Consider the following 22427-nt stretch of genomic DNA (forward strand, 5'->3'; position numbering starts at 1 on the left):
CAGCAAACAACCAGAGGAAACGCCCAACAGGGCAAGGGGCACAGGAGAAGAAAAATGGCATCGATAAGCCGCGTCAAGGAACGTGCAGAAGAGCAGTCCACCACCATGAGCGTCGACCAGCAGGCGACCATCCGCATGCTGGCCAACGACCTGCACAGGCTCAATCAATCGGTGATGAAGGCAGTCGAGGCGGGCGTCTCGGTGGAACTGGTGCGCTCGGCCCGGCACCATGGCGGCGACGGCAATTGGGGTGACCTGCTGATCCCGGTGATCGTCACGCAGCAGAGTCACGGATGATCTTCCCTTACGGAAGCTTTGTGCTTACGGAATCTTCTGACACGGTCATGCACTGGCCGATTTCAACGTCACCCGCGCGTTTTCAGTGCGGGTGACTTTCGTTTTTGAGCACGAAATTAACTACAGTTTGAAAACAGACCTTGGTTTCGCGGTTTAATATTTCCGGCTATATTTCCCGGCTCCGCCATTTCAGCTTGACATGGCGCGCGATCTCGCGCCAATTGGCTCTCGTATTTCAACCCTGCATTGAAGCAGCGCCGAGTGCCCGCACCGCCCATGTGCCCTGTGAATCGCGAGACCGACACCGCCAAACATCTGAAGTCGACAAGCAGGGATGCGAACTCCAAGATATCAACGGATTTCTCCCACGTGCTGGTCGTCGGAAAATCGCCGATCAACCGGGTGGTGGTGTCGAAGATCGTCGAGAAGTCCGGGCTGAAGCCGATCTCCGAGTCACTCGAAATGGCGACCAAGACACTGCGCACCCTCATTCCGGGCGCCGTCGTTCTCGATGGCGGCGCCGACAACAAGGATTGCGACGCGCTGATGTCGGCCATCGATGCCTTGCGGCGAGCGTCGGGCCGGTCGCTTCCCTCGGTGATCCTGCTTTCAACCAAGACCGGCACGCCCGAAAGCCTCGGCCTGTCCAGCGTGGTCGATGTCGTGGTGGCCAAGCCGATCACCACCGAAAGGCTGCAACCGGTGATCGACCGGCTGATCGGTCTCGGGCGCGGCTGATCGCACTCCGCGGCGTTCGAAAACCCGTCGAGCCGGTCAACCTTTCCTGTCGATGCTTTCGATCAATGCCGGCAGTTCCCCGAGATCAACAATCTGCCGAAAGCGCGGTGCTGAGACCGGTGGCTCGACATGTTCCAGCACCCAGGTCAGTTCATGCGGGATGTAGACGCCCCAGCTGCCGGCCTCGATGGCCGGCACCACGTCCGACTTGAGCGAATTGCCGACCATCATGCTGTCCTGCGGGCTGCCGTGGCGGCCAAAGATCCTGGCATAGGTAGCGGCGCTCTTGTCGCTGACGATCTCGACGGCATCGAACAGGTCGCCAAGGCCGGACGCCGCCAGCTTGCGCTCCTGGTCGAACAGATCGCCCTTGGTGATCAGCACCAGATGATAGGCGCCGGCGAGCCTTTCCACGGTCTCGCGCGCATGCGGCAGCGCCTCGACAGGGTGGCCGAGCATGTCGCGGCCGGCGGCAAGGATTTCGGCGATGGTCGCGGCCGGCACACGGCCCTCGGTCACCTCGATCGCCGTCTCGATCATTGAGAGGGTGAACCCCTTGATACCGAAGCCGTAAACGGCAAGGTTGCGCTTTTCGGCTTCGAGCAGCCGCGCCGAGATGTGCTCGACCTCGCCATGATCGGCGAGCAATGCCGCAAAGCGCTTTTCGGTCATGCGGAAGAACTGCTCGTTCTGCCACAGCGTGTCGTCGGCATCGAAGCCGATGGTTGTCAATTTGCCTGGCATGCGGTGTCTTCTGCTGCTCGATCCGCGGGAGGCTGACCCTAATCTGCGCGGGGCGATTTTCAACCGGGAAGGCGAACGTCCTTGTTTGACGCAATTCCCAAGGGAAAGCGCTACGCGCTTTCCGGGAAAACCGCTCACACTGGAATTGCTCTCGGCGGCCTCCCCTTCCCTTCCATCACCCGCCCCGGCTATACTCCAAAATCCGCAACCCAATCTGGTGAATGATGCCGCCTGCAAAAAAGGAAGTCCGTCCGTCGAGCCGCGGAGGACGCGTCCGCACGCCTGCCTTCGTGAAAAACCAACGCGGCGTGAAGAACTGGAAGGAAGTCAGCGCCTGGCTGGAATGGCGCGGCATCGAAGACATAGAATGCATCACACCCGACCAGGCCGGCGTCGCCCGCGGCAAGATGATGCCGTCCAAGAAATTCACTTCCAACACCTCGCTGGCGCTGCCTTCGGCAGTGTTCATGACGACGATTTCGGGCGGCTATCCCGAGGATGGCAACGGTTTCCACTATCCGGAAGACGATGGCGATCTGAAGCTGATGCCGGATCTGTCGACCCTGACCGTGGTGCCGTGGGAAGAAGACCCGACGGCAGCTGTCATCTGCGACCTCGTCCACCAGGACGGCCGCTCGGTCGAGTTCACGCCGCGCAACGTGCTGAAGCGCGTGCTGGCTGCCTATGACAAGCGCGGGCTGAAGCCGGTGGTGGCGCCCGAGATCGAATTCTACCTGGTGCGTAAGAACCCCGATCCGGACTATCCGCTGACGCCGCCGGTCGGGCGTTCGGGACGGGCCATCGGCGGCGGCGCCGGCTATTCGATCGCCGGCGTCAACGAGTTCGACGAGCTGATCGACGACATCTACCATTTCTCCGAAAGCCAGGGCCTGGAGATCGACACACTGATCCACGAGGAGGGCGCCGGCCAGCTCGAGATCAATCTGCGCCACGGCGACCCGATCGAGCTTGCCGACCAGGTGTTCATGTTCAAGCGCACCATCCGCGAGGCGGCGCTCAAGCACGAAATCTATGCCACTTTCATGGCGAAGCCCATCCAGGGCCAGCCTGGCTCGGCCATGCACATCCACCAGTCGATCATCGACAAGAAGACCGGACAGAACATCTTTTCGGCCGAAGACGGCTCGGAAACCGACGACTTCTTCCATTTCATCGGCGGCATGCAGAAGCATGTGCCGAATGCGCTGGTGATGTTTGCACCCTACGTCAATTCCTACCGCCGGCTGACGCAGTCCGCCTCGGCGCCGGTCAACAACAAATGGGGCTATGACAACCGCACCACGGCGTTCCGCGTGCCGCGCTCGGACCCGGCGGCGCGACGTGTCGAAAACCGCATCCCGTCTTCCGACGCCAATCCCTATCTGGCGCTGGCGGCGTCGCTTGCCTGCGGGCTGATCGGCATGACCAGCAAGGTCAAAGCCGAGCCTCCGGTGCTGACCACCGCCAACGCAGACGAGATCGACCTGCCGCGCGGCCTGCTCGAGGCCGTCGACCTGTTCGAAGGCGACGAGGAACTCTGCGCCCTGCTGGGCAAGTCCTTTGCCGCCACCTATGCGGCGATCAAGCGGGCGGAGTTCGAGACCTTCATGGAAGTGATCAGCCCGTGGGAGCGGGAGTATCTGCTGCTCAATGTGTGAGGGGCGACTTTGTCGCGTCGATGGTGAATGGTGAATGGTGAGTAGTTTCATACTGGATGGATGAGCGCAGGCGACGCGCGTCGCGCAGCCATTCACCATTCACTATTCACCATTGACTGGCGTTCCCATGCCTTACCAATCACCGATTTCACCTGGCCGCTCCTGGTACGAAGACACAGCCGGGCCACGCCCTGAGTACCCCGCCCTAGACGGCGACCGTAGCTGCGACGTCGTCATCGTCGGCGGCGGTTTCACCGGTCTGTCGGCGGCGGCGCATCTGGCCAAAGCCGGCGCGGACGTCGTGCTGATCGAAGCGTATCGCTTCGGCGATGGCGCCTCCGGGCGCAATGGCGGCCAGCTCGGCACCGGCCAGCGCGCCTGGGCCGAGGAGATGGAGGCCGAATACGGCTTTTCCCGCGCCAAGGCGCTGTTCGATCTTGCAGAGGAAGCCAAGGCGCACCTGCTCGAATTCGCCGCCGTCAACCAGATCGACATCGACTATATGCCCGGTCAGTTGTCGGTGGCGCACAAGCAGCGCTATGTCGACGACTACAAGGCGCATGCCGAGATCATGGCGGACCGCTTCAACTATCCGCACATCGCCTTCATGGATGCCAGGGAAACGGCCGAACGACTGGGCTCCACACGCTACTTCGGCGGCACCCGCGACACCGGCACAGGACACATCCACCCGATGAAACTGGTGATCGGCACGGCAAAGGTGGCGACTGCTGCCGGGGCCCACCTGTTCGAGCAGACGCCATCGACCGGCATAATGTCCAGCGGCGGCAAGGTCAGGGTCACGACGCCGAGAGGCACCATAACCGCGCAGAAATGCCTGATCGGCGTCAACGCCTATGGCGGCACGCTCGAGCCGGTGAGTGCCGCGCACATCATGCCGATCGGGTCGTTCATCGGTGCGACGGTGCCGCTGGGTGTGGACTCCAAGGTGCTGCCTGGCGGCGAGGCGGTCGACGATTCGCGTTTCGTTGTGCGCTATTTCCGCAAATCCAGGGATGGAAGGCTGCTGTTCGGCGGGCGCGAGGTCTACGGCGTCAACGATCCGAAGGATATCCATATCCATATCCGCCGGCAGATCGTGGAACTCTATCCGGACCTCCGGGATATCGAGATCACCCATGGCTGGGGCGGCTATGTCGGCATCACCGTGCCGAGAAAGCCGTTCGTGCGCGAGGTGATGCCCAATGTGATCTCGGCCGGCGGCTATTCCGGCCATGGCGTCATGCTGTCGAACTTCTTCGGCAAACTCTATGCCGAGACCGTCGCCGGCAACCGCGACCGGCTGAAGCTGATCGAGGATTTGAACATCCCGGCCTTCCCCGGCGGCCGAAGCTTTCGCACGCCGCTGCTGTTCCTGGCGCTCAACTGGTTTGCGCTGCGCGATCGAATCTAGAGCAACAAGCGATTCCGTCTGTAATATTCGTTGCTTGAGCGACACATTGCAGAATCCTTAACAAGGGTGCAGAATCCACGGTTGGGGCGCACTGATGCCACAATCGCGGGTAAAAGGTGCCGGTTCTGGGTGATTGAACGGGGACTTTTGCGGGCCTGCCCGCTTGTTTTTGGGACCGATGCCGATCGAATGCCGGCCTTCCGGCGCTGATCGAAAGAACATCGGCCGCATGTTGGAGGTGGCAAACGTGAACGAGCCCTTCAGTTTCGGCGCGCCGGAACGTCGGCGCTTTGCCATGCAGTTCGGTTACGACATGCGGCCCTCCTTCTGGCAGGGGGTGCGCACGAATTCGCATCTGGTGATCGCCGCGGTCGGCACCGCAGCGCTGCTTGGCGTGGCGGGTATCGCGCTTTGGCTGGCATTGCCGGCGAGTGACCGGCAAGCGGTTGCCAGCACCCAGCAGAGCGTTCCGACCATTCCGGTCAAGACAACGAAGATCGCCCCCGTCACGCCCGCGACGACAGTTGCCGCGGTGGCGGCGCCGCAAACGGCGCGCAAGGGCGACGCGGTTTCGCCCAAGGTCGCTGCCAGCGAGGCCGCGATACCGGCACTGTCGGCCAATGATCCGCGCTGGACTGCGCCGCAATCGAACAGCGACGCTGAAGCCACGCCGTCCGATCAGGCCGCGACCGAGCAGGCAGCCGCCAAACCAACAGGTGCGGCAGCTTATGAGGAACCGTCGGCGCAGAGCGATGCCACGACGCAGTTGTCCAAGGTTGCTGCACCAGACGCCGCCGCGAAAGACGGGCACACCGACGGCGCCGAAACCGCCGCCATCCCGACGCCGAAGCCGCAACTGCCGGACGCGCAATCTTCCGCCGCCACGGACGATACACAGGCCAAGACCAAGCCACAGAATGTGGCAGCTGCTGCCGGCACCGGACGTATTCTCAGGACCGTGACAATGCGCACCGGCCCGCAGAAAAACGCTGCCGCCATGGGAACCGTGCCCGCCAAGTCATCGGTGCAGGTGGTGAGCTGCAAGAAATGGTGCCAGATCGTCTACAACGGCAAGCGCGGCTGGGTTTACAAGAGCTACATCAAGACCGGGGCGTGAGACAACGACGTCGTCGACGCTGCCCGGGACCAAGCCGCTAGATTTTGGTCAGCCACCGAGCAACCATCTGAAACGGTGTCTTCTGCGGGCAAGTTTGCGCTTTGCCAGGAAATCCGAGTGCTCCTCGAACGGCACCTCATACAGGCCGCACATTTGGCAGCTTTCTGACTTGCCGCATACTGGAATCCAGCATTTCACATCGTGCGTCCAGGCGAGCGCGATCCTTTCCAGATGAAGGTTGGACGAACTTTTCAGCAGAATTAATTCTCCCGGGACTGCCGTCTGTTTGATATGATCCGAAACTTCCTTGGCACTGCGGAGCTCGATGAAACGGCCGCTGTCGCGGTCGACCTGGCTGGCGCGCGAGCGATGCGCATTGTCGCCCGTGTAGATGACCTCATCGGCGATTTCGCGCGCGATCTTGTAGGCGGTGCCGTATTTCCTCGACGAGCCGGCGTAGTCGGATATCTGCCCAAGCACAATGCGCTTACTAGAGGCCTTGGCCTTTGCAATCATCTCCAGGGCAATGTTGATCGAATGCCAGGGCGCTTTGGCGGTATCGACCAGGAATTGCGGACCTGCTTGTACCGCTTGCACGGTGGAGCGGTTGGGTAACGGTTCAAACGATGCCACTTGCCCAGCAATCTTCTCTGGCGAGACGCCAAGTTCCAAGGCGGCGGCCACCGCGGCTGCAGTCGGCAGCCAGAACTGCTCGCCGGGAAAAGGCGCATGAATATTCAGGCTGCCACCGCGCCAATGAAGGGTGAACCGCAGCAATTCCGGATACGCGGCATACACGTCACTCACGCGGTAGTCTGCCTCGTCGGATCGGCCAAAGGTCGCAATCCGGCACTTCGCGCCAGATGCCATACCGAGCACCAGTGGGTCATCGCAATTGAGAACCGCAAGTCCATCGGGTTGGAGTGCATCGACCAGCGCCCGCTTCTCTGCCGCCACGGCGTCCAGAGTCCTGAACTTGCCGAAGTGCTCCAGCCGGACCATCGTAACCACCGCCACGTCCGGCTTCAGCATCTGCGCCATGGCGCTGATCGTGCCAAAGTCGGAAGCGCCGGCTTCGAAAACGACGTAGTCGACTTTGCCGGCCTTCCTCAGGCGCTTGTAAAGCGTTCGAATGAGCGCAGGCATTGTGTTGGCTTGGGCCTGTAGATGCACCTTGCCTTGCGCGCCCAGTATGTGTGCAAGCAGGCTGGTGGATGTGGATTTGCCGGAGCTGCCGGTAATGCCGATGAACGTCGCCTTGTTACGCGCTCGCACCCAGCGCGCCTGCAGCCGTCGCAGCGCCCACCCCAAGTCCTTGCGAATTTTCAGGAATTCCAGTTTCACAACCCGCCGGTTTTTAGCCCTGCCTTATATGCGTCGTGCCGAGTTCCCGAGTCAAACGGAGCGCTGGCGTGCTCGGGCCAAAAACTTTAGCGACTGATGAGCCGCAGCAGTCTGTGCTTGCGGCGCTTCAATTTTTTCTGCGCCACAAACTCGCGGTGCTGCTCAAACGGCACTTCGTAGAGACCGCATTGCTCGCACCCCTCGGTTTTGCCGCACACCGAAACCCAGCACTGGACGTTGTGGGTCCAGGCAAGCGCGACACGCTCGAGGTGAAGGCTGGATGAGCTCTTAATCAGGATCAGTTCGTCCGGCTGCGCGGTTTGCGCGACGTAGTCCGACACCTCCTTTGCCGTGCGCAGTTCGATGAAGCGGCCGCTATCGCGATCAGACTGGCTTGCCCTGGAGCGATGGGCGTGATCGCCGGCATAGATCACCTGGTCTGCGATCTCGCGTGCGCTGCTGTAGGCGTAGGCATACTTGCTGTTCGAGCCGGTAAAATCCGATAGCTGGCCAAGAACGATGCGTTTTCGCCCGAATGTGGATCTGGCTACCATGTCGAAAGCAAGGGTCAGAGAATGCCAGGGCGCTTTCGCGGCATCCACGATGAAGTGGGGGCCGCCAGCGGGGGCGAGCACCTGGCCGCGGTTCTCCAGGGGCTGGAACGTCGCGGTCCTGTCCTTTACGATCTGCGCAGGTACTCCCAGTTCAAGAGCTGTTGCCGCAGCCGCCACCGTCGGCAGCCAGAAATGCGCACCGGGGAACGGCGTCTCGATATTGAGCACACCGCCGCGCCAGTGGAGCGAGAATCGCAATCGCCTGGGATAGGCGGCCTCGATATCGCTGACGCGATAATCCGCCTGCTCCGATGTGCCGAATGTGACGGCGCGGCAATCGCTCACCAAGGCCATGCCCAGCACATGCGGGTCATCGGCATAGAGCATTGCGAAGCCGCCCGGCTCCAGCGCCGCGACCAGTGCGCTCTTTTCATGCGCGACGTTTTCCAGAGTCTTGAAACTGGCACGATGCTCCAGCCGGACCATTGTGACAACAGCCACATCAGGGCGAAGCAACTCGGCCATCGGCTTCATTGTACCCGGACCGAACGCAGCCGCCTCGAAGACGACGTAGTCGGTTTTGCCGCTCTTCCTCATTCGCCTGGATAGCGTCGAGACCAACAGCTTCATCGTGTTGGCCAGAACCTGCGTATAGACCGAACCGTGGCCCGCCAGGATATGGCCAAGCAGGCTTCCCGCCGTCGTCTTGCCGGAACTTCCGGTAATGCCGATGAACGTCGCCTTGCTTCGCGCCCGCGCACGCCTGGCCAGGTAAAGCCGCAGCCGCCATCCCAGATCGTTGCGTGCCTTCGGCTGCTTGATCTTCATCTCCCATCAACACCAATGGCCGATCCGTTATGCCTTTCGGTGGATCGCGAAGTCAAACTGGGGCCTGGCGTGACGGCGTCAACTGTTCGTTCCTTGGCCGGCCGGCGAACCGATGCGAACTCTTCCTGACGTTGCTCTATCTGCCACGCATTGCGAACAGAGAGGTACTTCCCTCAAATTGCTTAGATGCAGCGGCCGCCATCGACCTCCAGCGCCACGCCGGTGATGAAGGCGGCTTCGTCAGATGCGAGCCACAGCGCGGCGTTGGCGATATCGAGCGGCGTCGACAGCCGACCGAGCGGGATCGAGGCGCGGAACTTCTCGCGGATTTCGGGCGTGTCGGCGCCCATGAATTTCTCCAGCATGGCGGTTTCGCCGGCGACAGGGCAGAGACAGTTGACACGGATGTTCTTGGGCGCGAGTTCGACCGCCATCGACTTGGTGGCGGTGATCGCCCAGCCTTTCGAGGCATTGTACCAGGTGAGGCCCGGCCGCGGCCGCAGACCTGCGGTCGAAGCCGTGTTCAGGATGACGCCGCCGCCCTGCCGCTCCATGATCGGCACCACGGCAAGCGCGGCATGGTAGATCGCCTTCATGTTGACTGATGTGATCAGGTCGAAGGTCGCCTCGTCGACGTCGAGCATGTCGCCATTGCGATGGGTATAGCCGGCATTGTTGACCATGATGTCGATGCGGCCGAAGGCGTTTTTTGCCGCATAGACCATCTCGTCGAATTCGGAACGCTGCGAAACGTCGGTCTGGGTCCAGATCGCGGCCTCGCCGATGTCGGCGGCGACACGCTCCGCGCCCTTGGCGTTGAGGTCGGCGACGACGACCTTGGCACCCTCTTCGGCAAAGCGCCTAGCCATGCCTTCGCCGAAGCCCGCTGCCGCACCGGTGATGACGGCGACCTTGTTTTCCAGACGCATGCTTTTCCTGCTCATTCCAAGATCACCTCGCAAGCGCATTTCTCTCTTTGTTTTGATGCATGTCGACCTCTCAAAACCGGGGCCACTTTTGAGCGACGTGCATTGGCTTTCGTCACATTCCCGCTCTATGTTGCAGGTGCGAAAGCCCCCCGGGACCATAGCTTGACGAAAAGCCTCCGGGTGGCAGCCAGTGTCAAGGCACATTTGGACCGAATCAATATGCAGTGATCGGTCCTTGATGTGACACCATGGCACTGGATAATTTAAATCGATTAGATTATATCCAGCCGCGTCACAGTGTGCGGCGTCAAAGCGGACAGACCATGACCAGCCAGATCATCCCCGTCGATCCCTTCGACTTCATCATCTTCGGCGGCACCGGCGACCTTTCGGAACGCAAGCTCCTGCCGTCGCTCTACCATCGCCAGCGCGACCATCAGTTTTCCGAGCCGACCCGCATCATCGGCACGTCGCGCTCTAAGATGAGCGACGAGGAATTCCAGGCCTTCGCCAGCCAAGCGATTTCCGACCACGTCAAGCCGGCCGATATCGACGCCAAGGAGCTGAAGACGTTTCTGGCGCGGCTGTCCTACGTGTCGGCCGACGCGACGACGGGCGCCGGCTTCGACAAGCTGAAAAAGGCGATCGGCGACAGCGACCGCGTCCGCGCCTTTTACCTGGCGGTAGCGCCGGCGCTGTTCGGCGACATCTCGCACCAGCTGAAAGCGCACAATCTGATCACGCCGAATTCGCGCATCGTGCTGGAAAAGCCGATCGGCCGCGACCTCGATTCGGCGCGCAAGCTCAACGACCTGGTCGGCGACGACTTCCACGAAAGCCAGATCTTCCGCATCGACCACTATCTCGGCAAGGAGACGGTGCAGAACCTGATGGCGCTGCGCTTTGCCAATGCGCTTTACGAGCCGCTGTGGAACTCGGCGCATGTCGACCATGTGCAGATCACGGTCGCCGAGACCGTCGGGCTGGAAGACCGCGTCACCTATTACGACAAGGCCGGCGCGCTGCGCGACATGGTGCAGAACCATATGCTGCAGCTGCTTTGCCTGGTTGCCATGGAGGCGCCATCGTCGATGGATGCGGACGCCGTGCGCGACGAGAAGCTGAAGGTGCTGCGCGCGCTGAAGCGCGTCAACGGCAATGAAGCGCCCAAGCACACCGTGCGCGGCCAGTATCGTGCCGGTGCCTCGGCCGGTGGCGCCGTCAAAGGCTATGTCGACGAGCTTGGCAAGGACAGCAACACCGAGACCTTCGTCGCCATCAAAGCCGAGATCGGCAACTGGCGCTGGGCCGGCGTTCCATTTTACCTCCGAACCGGCAAGCGCTTGGCGACCCGGGTCTCTGAAATCGTCATCGAGTTCAAGCCAATCCCGCATTCGATCTTCGGCGACAGCGCCGGACCGATCTTCGCCAACCAGTTGGTCATCCGGCTGCAGCCCGACGAAGGCGTCAAACAGTTCATCATGATCAAGGATCCGGGCCCGGGCGGCATGCGGCTGCGCCAGATCCCTCTCGACATGAGCTTCGCAACATCTTTCGACGGTCGCGCGCCCGATGCCTATGAACGGCTGATCATGGATGTCGTGCGCGGCAACCAGACGCTGTTCATGCGCCGCGACGAAGTCGAGGCGGCATGGAAGTGGATCGATCCGATCCAGAACGCCTGGGAAAGCGCCAGGCAGGAAGCGCAAGGCTATACGGCCGGCACATGGGGCCCCTCGGCCTCGATTGCGCTGATCGAACGCGACGGGCGGACATGGCACGAGAGCAATTGAGCGAGCCCGCCTACAGCTGGAACGGCTTTGCCGGGCGCCAGGACCTGGCGGCAGCCCTTGCCGGCAATGTCGCGGCGCGGCTGACCAAGGCCATCGACGAACGCGGCACGGCTCTGCTTGCCGTTTCCGGCGGCACCACGCCGGCGAAATTCTTTACAGCACTGTCGGCCATTCCGATCGCCTGGAACAAGGTGACGGTGACGCTGGTCGACGAACGGTTCGTGCCGGCCTCCTCGCCGCGCTCGAATGCCGGGCTGGTAGCCGCCAATCTGCTGCAGAACGCGGCGGCGGCCGCGCAATTCGTGCCGATGTATCACGAGGCCGCAAGCATCGAGACTGCCGCAGCGTCCGACGACATGGCACTCAAGGCACTGGCCTGGCCGCTCGACGTCGTCGTGCTCGGCATGGGCGGCGACGGCCACACCGCGTCGTTCTTTCCTGATGCAGATAACCTCAGCGACTTGCTCGATCCTGCTTCGCGCAGGATCGTGCTGCCGGTGCATGCACCGAGCGGCGGCGAGCCGCGGCTGACCCTATCGATGGCGCGCATCATCGCCGCTGGCTTCATCGCGCTGCATATCGAAGGCGAGGACAAGCGCATCGCCTTCGAGTATGCGATGGGACCGGGTGCGAAGAAGCCCATTCGCAAAGTGCTCGAAGCAGCCCCCATACCAATAGAGGTGTTCTGGGCACCCTGATTTTCACGAAAAGCAGCCCCGGCAAACAGTGGGAGGACGTTCTCCGGGGCTCGAAAGGACCGACCATGACAGCCAGACGCGACATCGAAGCCATCACCGAACGCATCCGCCAGCGCTCGAAAGCCGGCCGCGAGCGCTATCTCGGGCGCATCGCCGAGGCCTCGAGCCGCACCGCCAACCGTTCGGTGTTGTCCTGCGGCAACCTCGCGCATGGCTTTGCCGTCTGCAGCCCGTCTGAAAAGCTGGCCCTCGGCGCCGACAAGGTGCCGAACCTCGGCATCATCACCTCCTACAACGATATGCTGTCGGCGCATCAGCCGTTCGAGACGTTTCCGGCGCTGATCAAGGATGCCGCGCGCGAAGTTGGCGGCATCGCGCAAGTGGCCGGCGGCGTGCCGGCCATGTGCGACGGCGTAACCCAGGGACAGCCGGGCATGGAGCTGTCGCTGTTCTCACGCGACGTGATCGCCATGGCCGCGGCAATCGGCCTGTCGCACAACATGTTCGACGCCGCCGTCTATCTCGGTGTCTGCGACAAGATCGTGCCGGGGCTCGTGATCGCGGCCCTCACCTTCGGCCATCTGCCGGCGGTGTTCGTGCCGGCCGGACCGATGACGACGGGCCTGCCCAATGATGAGAAGGCCAAGGTTCGCCAGCTCTATGCAGAGGGCAAGGCAGGACGCGCGGAACTGCTCGAGGCCGAGTCCAAATCCTATCATGGGCCGGGCACCTGCACCTTCTACGGCACCGCCAATTCCAACCAGATGCTGATGGAGATCATGGGCCTGCATACGCCCGGCGCCTCCTTCGTCAATCCGGGCACGCCGCTGCGCGACGCGCTGACGCGTGAGGCGACGAAGCGGGCGCTGGCGATCACCGCGCTGGGCAACGCCTACACGCCGGTCGGCCGCATGATCGACGAACGCTCTTTCGTCAACGGCGTCGTCGGCCTGCACGCCACCGGCGGCTCGACCAATCACACCATCCATCTCATCGCCATGGCCGCGGCGGCCGGCATCACGCTGACCTGGCAGGACATTTCCGACCTATCGGAAGCGGTGCCGCTTCTGGCCCGTGTCTATCCGAACGGGCTTGCCGACGTGAACCATTTCCATGCCGCCGGCGGGCTTGGCTTCCTGATCCGCGAACTGCTCGACGAAGGCATCCTGCATGAGGATGTCCAGACAGTGTGGGGCGAAGGCCTCCGGCCCTATGCGGTCGAGGCCAGGCTCGGCGAAGACGGCAGCGTGGTGCGCGAAGCCTCGCCGCTGCAGAGCGGCGACGAGAAAGTGCTGGCTCCTTTCAAAAAGGCCTTCCAGCCGACCGGCGGCCTGAAGGTGCTGGCCGGCAATCTCGGCCATGCGGTCATCAAGACCTCGGCCGTGAAGCCGGAACGCCGCGTCATCGAGGCGCCGGCCAAGGTGTTCGACAGCCAGCAAGGCCTCAACGAAGCCTTCAAGGCCGGCACGCTCACAGGCGACTTCATCGCCGTCATCCGCTTCCAGGGGCCGAAGGCCAACGGCATGCCGGAACTGCACAAGCTGACCACTGTGCTTGGCATCCTGCAGGATCGCGGCCAGCGCGTCGCGCTGGTCACCGACGGGCGCATGTCGGGTGCTTCCGGCAAGGTGCCGGCGGCGATCCATGTGACGCCGGAAGCGGTCGAGGAAGGGCCTATCGCCCGGATCCATGACGGCGACATCATACGGCTCGACGCCGACGCAGGCACGCTGGAAGTGCTGGTGCCTGGGCCTGAACTCGCGCTGCGCCGCACGGCCGACATCGATCTCATCGGCAACGAGTTCGGCTTCGGCCGCGAGCTGTTCGCCGGCTTCCGCCAGTTGGTCGGCCGCGCCGATCATGGCGCCAGCGCTTTCGGCACGGCCTGAACCATCATTTCCTGCGATATAAAAAGGGCGGCTCAAGGCCGCCCTTTTTTCGTTTGGGATGAAACGCCAATTACGGCTGGACCGTAATCTCGATCCGTTCGCCGGCCTTGACCGTCACCGGCATTTCCTTGTCCTGGCCTTCGCCGGACATGTGGCGGACGACAACATAGTCGCCGGCCGGAATGGTCTGCTGCCAGGTGTCGCCATAGCTCAGGCCAAGCGCCTTGCGGTTGCCCTGGATGTCCTTCTTCGACGACAGCATCTCGATCGAATAGGCGCCCGGCGCCGACATGGCCAGCACGCCGGCATCGAGCGTCACCTTAACGTCCTGGGCGTCGCCGGCCTTGACGCTGAAAGGCTGCTCGACGGTTGCGAGGTCGAGCGCGGTGACCGCGACATAGTCATCCGGCGGCAGCCAGAACTTGCTGTCAGGGCCATAGGAATGGGCGACGTCTTCGCGCGAGCCGTCGATCTTCTTCTTGGCCTTGACGATCTGGATGCTGATGCCCGACGAGTCGGCCTTGTCGCCGCCCGCGGTGTAGTAGGCGTTGACGACGGCATGGCCGACGCCGACGACGATGTCCTTTTCGACCGTCTGGCCGGCGGCGAGCTGGATGGTTTCGGTCACCGAGCCGCTGCCGACCGCCACCGTGATCTTCTGTTCGCCCGCCGGCACGATGATCTTGGTGTCGCCATAGTGAGTGGTGCTGCCACCCGGGAAGGCGAAGTCGACATGGGCTTCGTCGCTGATATCGGCACCCTGGTAGGCCTTTGGATGGATGAGCATGGTGCCGGCGTTCAAGGTGAAGAGCGGCTTGTAGACCTGCCCGGCCTCGATCTTGACCTTCTGTTCCACCAGGGCCTCGTCGGCGCGTGCGACGACGATATAGTCGCCCGGCTCGAGATTGGCCTCGTAGCTGTTGTACTGGGTGGTGACGGACTCGCCACGCGTGCCATCGGGCTTGGTCTTGTAGACCTCCCAGGCATTGCCATCGGTGATCGGATCGCCGCCTTCGGCCATGACCACGCTCGGTATGAAATTGAATTCGGGCTTGGCCGGTTCGGGCGCCGGTGCCGGAGCAGGCGCCGGAGCGGGTTCAGGCGCCGGTGCTGGGGCCGCGACGGTTTCGACCAGCGCTTCCTGCAGAGCCTTCTCGTCCGAAGCCTGGATGTATTTGCCGCCGGTGTTCTCGGCCAGGCATGCGATCTGCTTGCCTTCATCGGCGGTCAGGCCGAAGCCGACGACATCGGCGGTGAAGTCGACGCCCGACGCTTCCAGTTCCTTGCCCAGCGCGCACGGGTCACCTTCGCACGTTTCAAGCCCGTCGGTGATGAGAACGACGGTCGCCTTGTCCTCGGTGTATTTCAAGGCTTCAGCCGCCTGCTTGACGGCAGCGGTCAGCGGCGTCTTGCCCAAAAATTTCAGGCTGTCGGCGGCGGCCGAAATGGCACTGGCCGAGCCGGCCTGCGGCGGCACGATCAGCTCGATGTCCTCGCAGCTGCCCTTCTCGCGATGGCCATAGGCCATGAAGCCGATCTCGTCGTCGGCCGGAACCGACTGCAGCACGGTTCTGAGCGATTCGCGCGCGATTTCGAGCTTCGGCTTGCCGTCGATCTGGGCCCACATCGAGCCTGAAGCGTCAAGAATGATGATGACCTTGTTTGCGGCAAAGCCGAGCGACGTCATCGACAAAAGGAGCAGCGCCGCAGCGACGCTCCGCAAAAGTCCCGCCATTGGAATCTCCTTGAGGCCGCCCTCTGGTCCGCGCCGGAAGCTATTTGACGGCGCGTTCGGACACAAGCCTAGAGCGTGTCACGAACGGTTGCAGTGTAACAGGATCGGCCCCGGGCCAAGGCCTGTTCTGAGGCTGGCTCAGCACCGCATCAGTAGGTGGTGCGCCGCTCCTCGGAAGGTGGACGGCCGAACTGCAGCCGGTAGCTCTGCGCGAAATAGGAGTGCGAGGTGAAGCCGGTGGCGATCGCCACATCGAGGATCGGCATGTTGGTCTGGCGCAGCAATTCGCGCGCCCGCTCGAGCCTGAGCCGCATGTAATAACGGCCGGGCGTGACGCTCAAATGGCGCAGGAACAGGCGCTCGACCTGGCGCACCGACAGGCCCGCCGACTTGGCAAGCTGCACCGCCGATAGCGGCTCGTCGAGATGGTCGGCCATCAGTTCGACGATGCGCCTGAGCTTCTCCGATTTGCCGGTAAGGTCACGTTCCGGCCCGACGCGCTGGCGGTCGCCGGCGGAGCGGATGCGCTCATGCTGGAACTGGTTGGCGACGCCATTGGCGAGGTTCGAGCCGAAATCGCCGCGCACGATCTCCAGCATCAGGTCGATCGAGGTGGTGCCGCCGGCGCAGGTATAGCGCTTGCGGTCGATCTCGAAGACATTGCCGGTGCAGTTGATATCGGGGAAGCGCTCGACGAATCCGGCGCGGTTTTCCCAATGGATGGTGCAGCGATAGCCTTCGAGCTGGCCGGCTTCGGCGAGCAGATAGGAACCGACAGACAGCGCGCCGAGCGCGTTGCCGCGCCGACCCCAGCTGCGCAGCGCCGCCAGCACCTTGCTCTTGCCGGGGAATTCGATCGACAAGCCCACCGACACGAACAGGATGTCGACCGGCGGCAGGTCGGCCACGGCATAGTCGATCTTGAGCGGCAGGCCGTTGGAGGCCATGACCGGATCGCCGTCGGCCGAGACTGTGGTCCAGCCGTAAAAATCGCGACCGAGCAGGCGGTTGGCCGAGCGGAAAGTGTCGATTGCCGCGGCCAGCGAAAACATCGAAAACTTGTCGACCAGCAGGAACGCGAATTGCCGTCCGCCTTGAACGGGATCATCCATGACCGGCCGTTCAGAGGGAACAATGGGGTTCGGCAAAGAAGCTGCTTTCTGGGTCAGAAGGAAGGCCGCTTCAAGCCGGCCGCAAGGTAGGCTGAGGCTAACGTATTGGCCATCAGCATGGCAATGGTCATCGGTCCGACACCGCCGGGCACCGGGGTGATGGCGCCAGCGGCCTTCGCCGCCTCGGCATAGGCGACATCGCCGACGAGGCGGGTTTTGCCTTCGCCCTTCTCGGGTGCCGGAACGCGATTGATCCCGACATCAATCACCGTGGCGCCCGGCTTGACCCAGTCCCCCTTGACCATTTCAGGCCGGCCGACGGCGGCCACCAGAATATCGGCCGTGCGAGCCAGCGCCGGCAAGTCCTTGGTGCGGCTATGGGCAATGGTGACGGTGCAGTTGGCGGCAAGCAGCAAATTGGCCATCGGCTTGCCGACAATGTTGGAGCGGCCGACAACGATCGCATTAAGGCCGGAAAGATCCTTGCCGCGCACGCGTTCGATCAGAAGCATGGAGCCCGCCGGCGTGCAGGGCACAAAGGCGGTCTCGAGTTCGCCGGTGCCGAGCTTGCCGACATTGATGAAGTGGAAGCCGTCGACATCCTTTTGCGGCGCGATGGCCTGGATGATCTTGCCGGCATCGATATGGGCGGGAAGCGGCAGCTGCACCAGGATGCCGTTGACGGCCGGATCGGCATTGAGTTCGCCGATGATCTTCAGCAGTGCCTCTTCGGACGTGTCGGCCGGCAGCGTGTGCTGCAGCGAATGAAAGCCGCATTCCTTGGCGGTGCGCGACTTAGAAGCGACATAGACCTGGCTTGCCGGATCCTCGCCGACGATGACCACCGCCAGGCCGGGCTTGGCCCTGCCCTTGGCGATCAGGTCCGCGGTCAAGGCCTTGACCTTCTGAACCACGTCTTCGGCGACGCTCTTTCCATCAATCACTTCGGCCATGAACCATCCTCGATATCATTCCAGCCAAGGCGCGCCGCGCGCCTTGAACGTTGTTTCGTGCATGTCGTTGTTCCAAACGTTCCGCCCATTCGGGTCAAGCCCGACGGCAGCGCTTTTTGAGCGCCATGCTGCGCGGCATTTTCACGAAATTTGACCCAGGCAATCCCGTCAAAGCGCCGTCAGATGCCGTAAACTCGAAACCGGCAGTTTTTATTCCGTGCCGGCGGGGTCAGAAATAGCGGCGGCGCGAACGGTTTTCGGTGAGTTCGCGCACAGCCTCGCGAAATTCGCGCAGGCCGGCGCGGATATCGTCGATTTGCGCCTGCTGGTCGTCCGGCGCCGCCTCGGCGGGCCACGGAGAAGACTGCTCTGACGCTGCCGGCATCGGCTGGGCCTGCGAATAGGCGTAGTCAGCCGGTCGACCCGGTTGCGCGTAGCCGGGCTGCTGCTCATAGGCGTGTGGAACCTCGTGCGGGAAGTCCGGCTGACGATAGCCCACAGGCTCCTGCATCGGCCTTGCGCGCTCAGCGATGGCCGGCGCGGCTGGTTGGACACGGCTTGTCCTGGCGGGTTTTTCCTGCTGCGTCCCGCCGCCTGGCATGGCTTTGCGCACAGCCGAAAACATTCCACCAAACAGACCGGGCGCCAGGGCGGAAGCGGTCCCGGCCGGCGGCACCGGAGGTGTTGCAGGCAGCGGCGCCACAGGCGGCGGCGCGCGATAGCCCTTGTCTTCGACGGGTAGCCGGCGCTCGTTCATTCTGCCGCGCGAACGCGAATTGGCGGCGTCGCGCAGGCTTGCAAAGGCGCCGCGCAGGGCGCCGAGACCGATGCCGGAAGCAAGGCCGAGCAGCAGGCCGGCAAGCGCGATCACAGCCCGCGATGGCCCGGCGGCTTCGAGCGGGGGGCGAGCCTCGGTCCACTTACTGATGTTGGTGGTGTTGATGTTTTCCTGCTGGCCGGTCTCCTTGGCGCGCAGCAGATATTGTTCATAGACGGCGCGCTTGGCGGTGGCATCGCGCTCATATTCGCGCAAGGTGACGAGGTCGCTGTTGACGTCACCGCTCTGGACCTTTGCCTGCGCCAGGCGAGAAGCAAGATCCTGCTCGAGCTGGACCGCGCGCTTCAAGTCGACCTGCAGCGACGAGGCGATGCGGCGCAGTTCCCCGGCGATGCGTTCGCGCGCGCCAGCGAGCTGGGCATTGAGCGCCTGGAACTCAGGATGGCGCGGGCCAAGCCGCACGGAGGCGCGGTCGGCATCCTGTTTCAATGTCGCATATTGCGAGCGCAATTCGCTCATCGTGTTGGAGTTGATCTCTTCCGGCAGAGTGCCGTTGATAACCGAATTGACGTCCAGCGAACGCGCCGACGCCGCCCGGGCATTGAGTTCCAGCGTGTGGGCACGGGCAAGGGACAGCTGGTCGTTGAGCTTCAGCATCTGGTCGTCGCTGATCAAATGGCCCTGCGCGTCGACGAGATCATGCGTGGCCCTGAAATCCTCGACTTTGCGCTCGGCCATCTCGACGTCGTTTCGCAAATCTGCGAGCTTGGCCGTCAGTTGCTTTGTCGCGCGTCCGGCCGTACCGAACTGGTCTTCGGCAGCCTGGTCCTGGAAGACGTCCCTCGTCGTGTTGGCGATATCCGCCGACAGCTTTGGGTCCTGCGTCTTGGCGCTGATGGAAACGACAAAGCTCTTGCCGCTGCGCTCGACCGACAGGCTCTCGGCCAGATTGCGCACGGCCAGCGCCTGGCGAATCTTGTCTTCGCCGGCCGGTCCGTCCTGGCGCGACAAGATCGAGCGGATGAGCGACATAACGCTGAGACCGCCGGAACCCTGCCCGTTAAACTCCGGATTGTCGGCGAGCTTTAGGTCCGCGACGACCTTGTCGAGGACATTGCCTGATGTCACCATCTTGATGCGGGTTTCGACGACGGCGAGCGCCGCGTCGGGTTGCCCGACCGGTTGGGTCAGATCGGTATTGGAAAGGTTCAGGTCACCCGGGTTGATGACTATTTCGGTTGTGGCCTCGTATTTCTTGGGCGTCGACACGGCGATGGCGATGCCGAGCACCGTCCCCAGTATCGTCGTCGAGACGATCAACAGCTTGGACCGGGTGATGCCACGGACGACCTGTAGCGGGTCTATCAGCGGCTTCCATTCCTGATCGTCGTCATCGTCGCGGTCCCGCCGCTGCTCGTCGGCATAGCGGGGCTCATAAGCGGGTTGCGAACGGTAGGCTTCGAACCGGGTAGCCTCGTCACGCGGTCTAAAATCAGATGCTTCGGGCGGCCTGGCGTGCTTGTAGCGAACGGCCTCGTCTGCCGACGACCATGGCTCGCCCGAAACGGGTTCGCGGTCGGCTCGTGGCGGCTCGGGCGGTGACGCTGGCGCGGGATTCGACCGCGCCTCGCGCTGCGAGCGGGCGATCCGGTGACGCGTTGCGGCGTCCTCGCGCCATGACGGATCGGCCCGGTCACCGATAGAGACCGGCGATGCATCCGCCGCCTCGTCGCCGCGCACAGCTTTGCCGAGCGCCAGGAGGGAGCGCTCGCGCCTCCAGTCTTCACGGTTTTCCCTGTCGACCATTGTCTCGAAACTTTACCCTTGGCGGCTTGGGAGCGGCGGTCGGCCAATCGTTAAGCCACGCTAAACAGGCATGGGAAACAAAAGGTTAATTTCCTTGGTCCGAAGCCGAAGTTTCTCGCGTCTGCCGTACATTATCGAATGCGTAAAAGGGCGGTCAGAACCGCACGTTAAACTTTCCCGCCTATGGCTTTCCTCGACATGATGCAGGCTAGCGACACACCGCAAAGGCGGACATTCGCCCGGATCGGTACCTTCGTTGCCGAACGACGGGGGTTGGTCCGCGACTATCTCTCGGCGATCAGTGGCGCCGGCGGGCGGCTGGTGTTCTCGCTCGCCTATTTCATCGCACTCGCCAACACGCTGTCGATCGCCGAGTTCGGCATGTTCGCCACGGCATCGGCGGCCGGTGTCATGCTGTCGCGGATCCTCGCCTTCGGCTTCATCTCGGCGCTCTACCGCACCGCCACCATCCGACCCAACCTGATCGGCACCTTCACCGCCGGCTTCCTGCTGCTTGGCGCCGTGTCGTTGCCGCTGCTGGCGGCCGCCTCCTACGGCGTCTACCTGATCTTCTTCGCCAGCACCGTGCCGCTGGCCGTCTTTGCCGCAATCGTCTTTGCCGAAGCACTTTTGTGGCGGCCGGTCGAGGTCGTGCTGATCGTCAACAACGGGCTCGGCAAATTCGGCCGCGCCGCCGTGCTGTCGATCGTGACCACGGCGTTCCGCGCGCTGGGCGCGGTGCTGTTCATGCTGTCGGGGCAGCACAGCGTCTGGGTGTGGTCGTTGTTCTACATCGGCGCCAACGCCGCCTCGCTGCTGCTCGCCTTCGGCTTCTACTATCCACGCCAGCGGCTCAGGCTGCGCACCGAGCTGTATCTGCGGCGGCTGGCCGATTCGATCTATGTCGCCGGCGCCGAAGTGCTGTTCTACCTGCAGTCGGAATTCGACAAGCTGCTCGTGCTGGCGATCGGCGGGCCGCATCTGGCAGGCATCTATGCCATCATCATGCGGCTGGTCGACCTGACGGCGATCCCGATCCGCACCTTCTCGATGATGCTGGTGCAGCGCATGATGCGGGCGCCGGAGCTGTTGTCGCGACTGCGGGTCAAAAGCGGCATCGAAGCCGGCGTGTTCCTGGTGTCGACTTTGGCACTGGCGGCACTCGGCATCGTGCTGCATTTCTTCCCCAATGCGCTTGGCCGGAATGTCGCCGAGGCAGCACCGCTGGTGGCATTGGCAATCGGCGTGCCGGGACTGCGCAACCTGGTCGAATATCACGCCGAGCTTCTGTTCGCGCGTGGCCAGACCGCGATCCGCGCACTCAATCTCGGCCTGCTGGCCGGGCTGAAGGCGGTGCTGTTGACCTATGTGCTGACCGCGATCGCCGACACGCCCACGCTGGTGCTGTCGCTCAATGTCGTCTTCCTGCTGCTCTATCTCGCCTCGGCGCTGCTGACCTACTCGGCGATGCGCAAGCCGGCAAAGGCTATTTAGGGTCAAACTCAATCAGCTGGATGCGCCTGGGCAGCCTCTCCGTCCAACCTGCCCAGGCTTTCGCCCAATACGACAAGTGCGATGCCGAGCAGCGCGATGTCCTTGATCAGGAACTGACCAACGGGACCGAGTGCCGGAAAGCCCAGAGTAGGTTCCCAGATCGGCAGGGCGATCATGATAGAACAGGTTACCAGGAAAGTCAGGGCGGCCAAGGCCCCGCCGGCCACGCCGGCGCGCGCCGACCAAGGGCCGACGATCAGCAAAAGCGCGGTCGCGATCTCGATGACGCCAAGAACATAGGAGGTGCCGGCTTCACCTAACACCGGATACATCCAGGCAAGCCACGGCGTGCCGCTGATCAGCGGTTTCAGCGCCTCGATCTCAACCTGAGTAAATTTCATGCCGCCGATCAAGAGAAGCGGTAATATGACTCCAGCCAAGGCAACGATCCGGCCGACTTTCCTGATCGTTGTGGCCAATGGCCTCGTGAGAGAGCCGTTTTGAAGGTCAATCCCTGATGTTTTGAGAGCCGACATGAATTTCCTC

18 protein-coding genes are annotated in these 22427 nt (G+C 62.8%); 9 read left to right on the plus strand and 9 right to left on the minus strand.

The features are described 5' to 3' along the window. The first annotated feature begins 54 nt into the window (after positions 1 to 54). Together JQK88_RS25520 and JQK88_RS25525 are read left to right on the plus strand one after the other, a co-directional pair. A complete protein-coding gene (locus tag JQK88_RS25520) occupies positions 55 to 297 on the plus strand; it encodes an SMc00767 family acetate metabolism repressor (RefSeq protein ID WP_006202762.1) in 243 nt (80 codons plus the stop codon). A 276-nt stretch (positions 298 to 573) separates the two neighbouring features. Further along, entirely contained in the window at positions 574 to 1035 is a 462-nt protein-coding gene (locus JQK88_RS25525; protein ID WP_203279834.1) for an ANTAR domain-containing protein, read from the plus strand. Between the two features lie 36 nt (positions 1036 to 1071). Here JQK88_RS25525 and JQK88_RS25530 read toward each other — a convergent pair whose 3' ends face one another. Then, positions 1072 to 1779 (minus strand): HAD family hydrolase, encoded by a 708-nt coding sequence (locus JQK88_RS25530; RefSeq protein WP_203279835.1) that lies wholly within the window; start codon positions 1777 to 1779, stop codon positions 1072 to 1074. Positions 1780 to 2000: 221 nt separating this feature from the next. Here JQK88_RS25530 and JQK88_RS25535 point away from each other — a divergent pair, with 221 nt between their 5' ends. From JQK88_RS25535 to JQK88_RS25545, 3 genes are all read left to right on the plus strand, one after another. Continuing rightward, positions 2001 to 3437, plus strand: coding sequence for a glutamine synthetase family protein (locus tag JQK88_RS25535; protein WP_203279836.1), 1437 nt, complete (start codon positions 2001 to 2003; stop codon positions 3435 to 3437). A gap of 127 nt (positions 3438 to 3564) precedes the next feature. Continuing rightward, positions 3565 to 4851: an NAD(P)/FAD-dependent oxidoreductase gene (locus tag JQK88_RS25540; protein ID WP_203279837.1), complete on the plus strand. Its 1287-nt coding sequence runs from the start codon at positions 3565 to 3567 to the stop codon at positions 4849 to 4851. A 247-nt stretch (positions 4852 to 5098) separates the two neighbouring features. Further along, positions 5099 to 5968 (plus strand): SH3 domain-containing protein, encoded by an 870-nt coding sequence (locus tag JQK88_RS25545; protein ID WP_312037323.1) that lies wholly within the window; start codon positions 5099 to 5101, stop codon positions 5966 to 5968. 48 nt (positions 5969 to 6016) lie between these two features. On the opposite strand, the gene JQK88_RS25550 is transcribed toward JQK88_RS25545, so the two are convergent. The 3 genes from JQK88_RS25550 to JQK88_RS25560 all read right to left on the minus strand — a co-directional run bounded on the left by JQK88_RS25550 (position 6017) and on the right by JQK88_RS25560 (position 9623). After that, complete coding sequence (locus tag JQK88_RS25550; protein WP_203279839.1) at positions 6017 to 7312, minus strand: Mur ligase family protein; 1296 nt, start codon at positions 7310 to 7312, stop codon at positions 6017 to 6019. An 86-nt stretch (positions 7313 to 7398) separates the two neighbouring features. Beyond that, a complete protein-coding gene (locus JQK88_RS25555) occupies positions 7399 to 8694 on the minus strand; it encodes a Mur ligase family protein (RefSeq protein WP_203279840.1) in 1296 nt (431 codons plus the stop codon). Positions 8695 to 8876: 182 nt separating this feature from the next. Then, on the minus strand, positions 8877 to 9623 hold the full coding sequence (locus JQK88_RS25560) for an SDR family oxidoreductase (RefSeq protein WP_192248497.1): 747 nt from the start codon (positions 9621 to 9623) through the stop codon (positions 8877 to 8879). 323 nt (positions 9624 to 9946) lie between these two features. On the opposite strand from JQK88_RS25560, the gene zwf reads away from it, so the two are divergent. The 3 genes from zwf (at position 9947) to edd (ending at position 14003) form a co-directional block, all read left to right on the plus strand. Beyond that, entirely contained in the window at positions 9947 to 11416 is a 1470-nt protein-coding gene (gene zwf, locus JQK88_RS25565) for a glucose-6-phosphate dehydrogenase (RefSeq protein WP_192248232.1), read from the plus strand. Continuing rightward, the gene (pgl, locus tag JQK88_RS25570; protein WP_192248235.1) at positions 11398 to 12114 is read left to right on the plus strand and encodes a 6-phosphogluconolactonase; all 717 of its coding nucleotides are present in this window, start codon (positions 11398 to 11400) and stop codon (positions 12112 to 12114) included. Before zwf ends, pgl begins: the two co-directional genes overlap by 19 nt. A 65-nt stretch (positions 12115 to 12179) precedes the next feature. Then, positions 12180 to 14003 (plus strand): phosphogluconate dehydratase, encoded by a 1824-nt coding sequence (gene edd / locus JQK88_RS25575; RefSeq protein WP_203279841.1) that lies wholly within the window; start codon positions 12180 to 12182, stop codon positions 14001 to 14003. Between the two features lie 70 nt (positions 14004 to 14073). Here edd and JQK88_RS25580 read toward each other — a convergent pair whose 3' ends face one another. The 4 genes from JQK88_RS25580 to JQK88_RS25595 all read right to left on the minus strand — a co-directional run bounded on the left by JQK88_RS25580 (position 14074) and on the right by JQK88_RS25595 (position 20387). Then, positions 14074 to 15738, minus strand: a complete 1665-nt coding sequence (locus JQK88_RS25580; RefSeq protein ID WP_203279842.1) for a vWA domain-containing protein — start codon at positions 15736 to 15738, stop codon at positions 14074 to 14076. A gap of 149 nt (positions 15739 to 15887) precedes the next feature. Then, positions 15888 to 16850: a GlxA family transcriptional regulator gene (locus JQK88_RS25585; protein ID WP_112561945.1), complete on the minus strand. Its 963-nt coding sequence runs from the start codon at positions 16848 to 16850 to the stop codon at positions 15888 to 15890. 53 nt (positions 16851 to 16903) lie between these two features. Continuing rightward, positions 16904 to 17803 (minus strand): bifunctional methylenetetrahydrofolate dehydrogenase/methenyltetrahydrofolate cyclohydrolase FolD, encoded by a 900-nt coding sequence (gene folD, locus JQK88_RS25590; RefSeq protein WP_192248244.1) that lies wholly within the window; start codon positions 17801 to 17803, stop codon positions 16904 to 16906. Between the two features lie 229 nt (positions 17804 to 18032). Continuing rightward, positions 18033 to 20387, minus strand: a complete 2355-nt coding sequence (locus tag JQK88_RS25595) for a GumC family protein (protein WP_203279843.1) — start codon at positions 20385 to 20387, stop codon at positions 18033 to 18035. Between the two features lie 198 nt (positions 20388 to 20585). Between JQK88_RS25595 and JQK88_RS25600 the strand changes: the two genes are divergently transcribed. Then, positions 20586 to 21881, plus strand: a complete 1296-nt coding sequence (locus JQK88_RS25600; RefSeq protein ID WP_203279844.1) for a lipopolysaccharide biosynthesis protein — start codon at positions 20586 to 20588, stop codon at positions 21879 to 21881. Positions 21882 to 21889: 8 nt separating this feature from the next. Here JQK88_RS25600 and JQK88_RS25605 read toward each other — a convergent pair whose 3' ends face one another. Then, positions 21890 to 22417 carry a DUF417 family protein gene (locus tag JQK88_RS25605; protein WP_203279845.1) on the minus strand — a complete coding sequence of 176 codons (528 nt, stop codon included), beginning with the start codon at positions 22415 to 22417 and terminating at the stop codon, positions 21890 to 21892. Positions 22418 to 22427 lie beyond the last annotated feature (10 nt).

Origin of the sequence: Mesorhizobium caraganae (assembly GCF_016836705.1) — a bacterium.
Lineage (GTDB): Bacteria > Pseudomonadota > Alphaproteobacteria > Rhizobiales > Rhizobiaceae > Mesorhizobium > Mesorhizobium caraganae.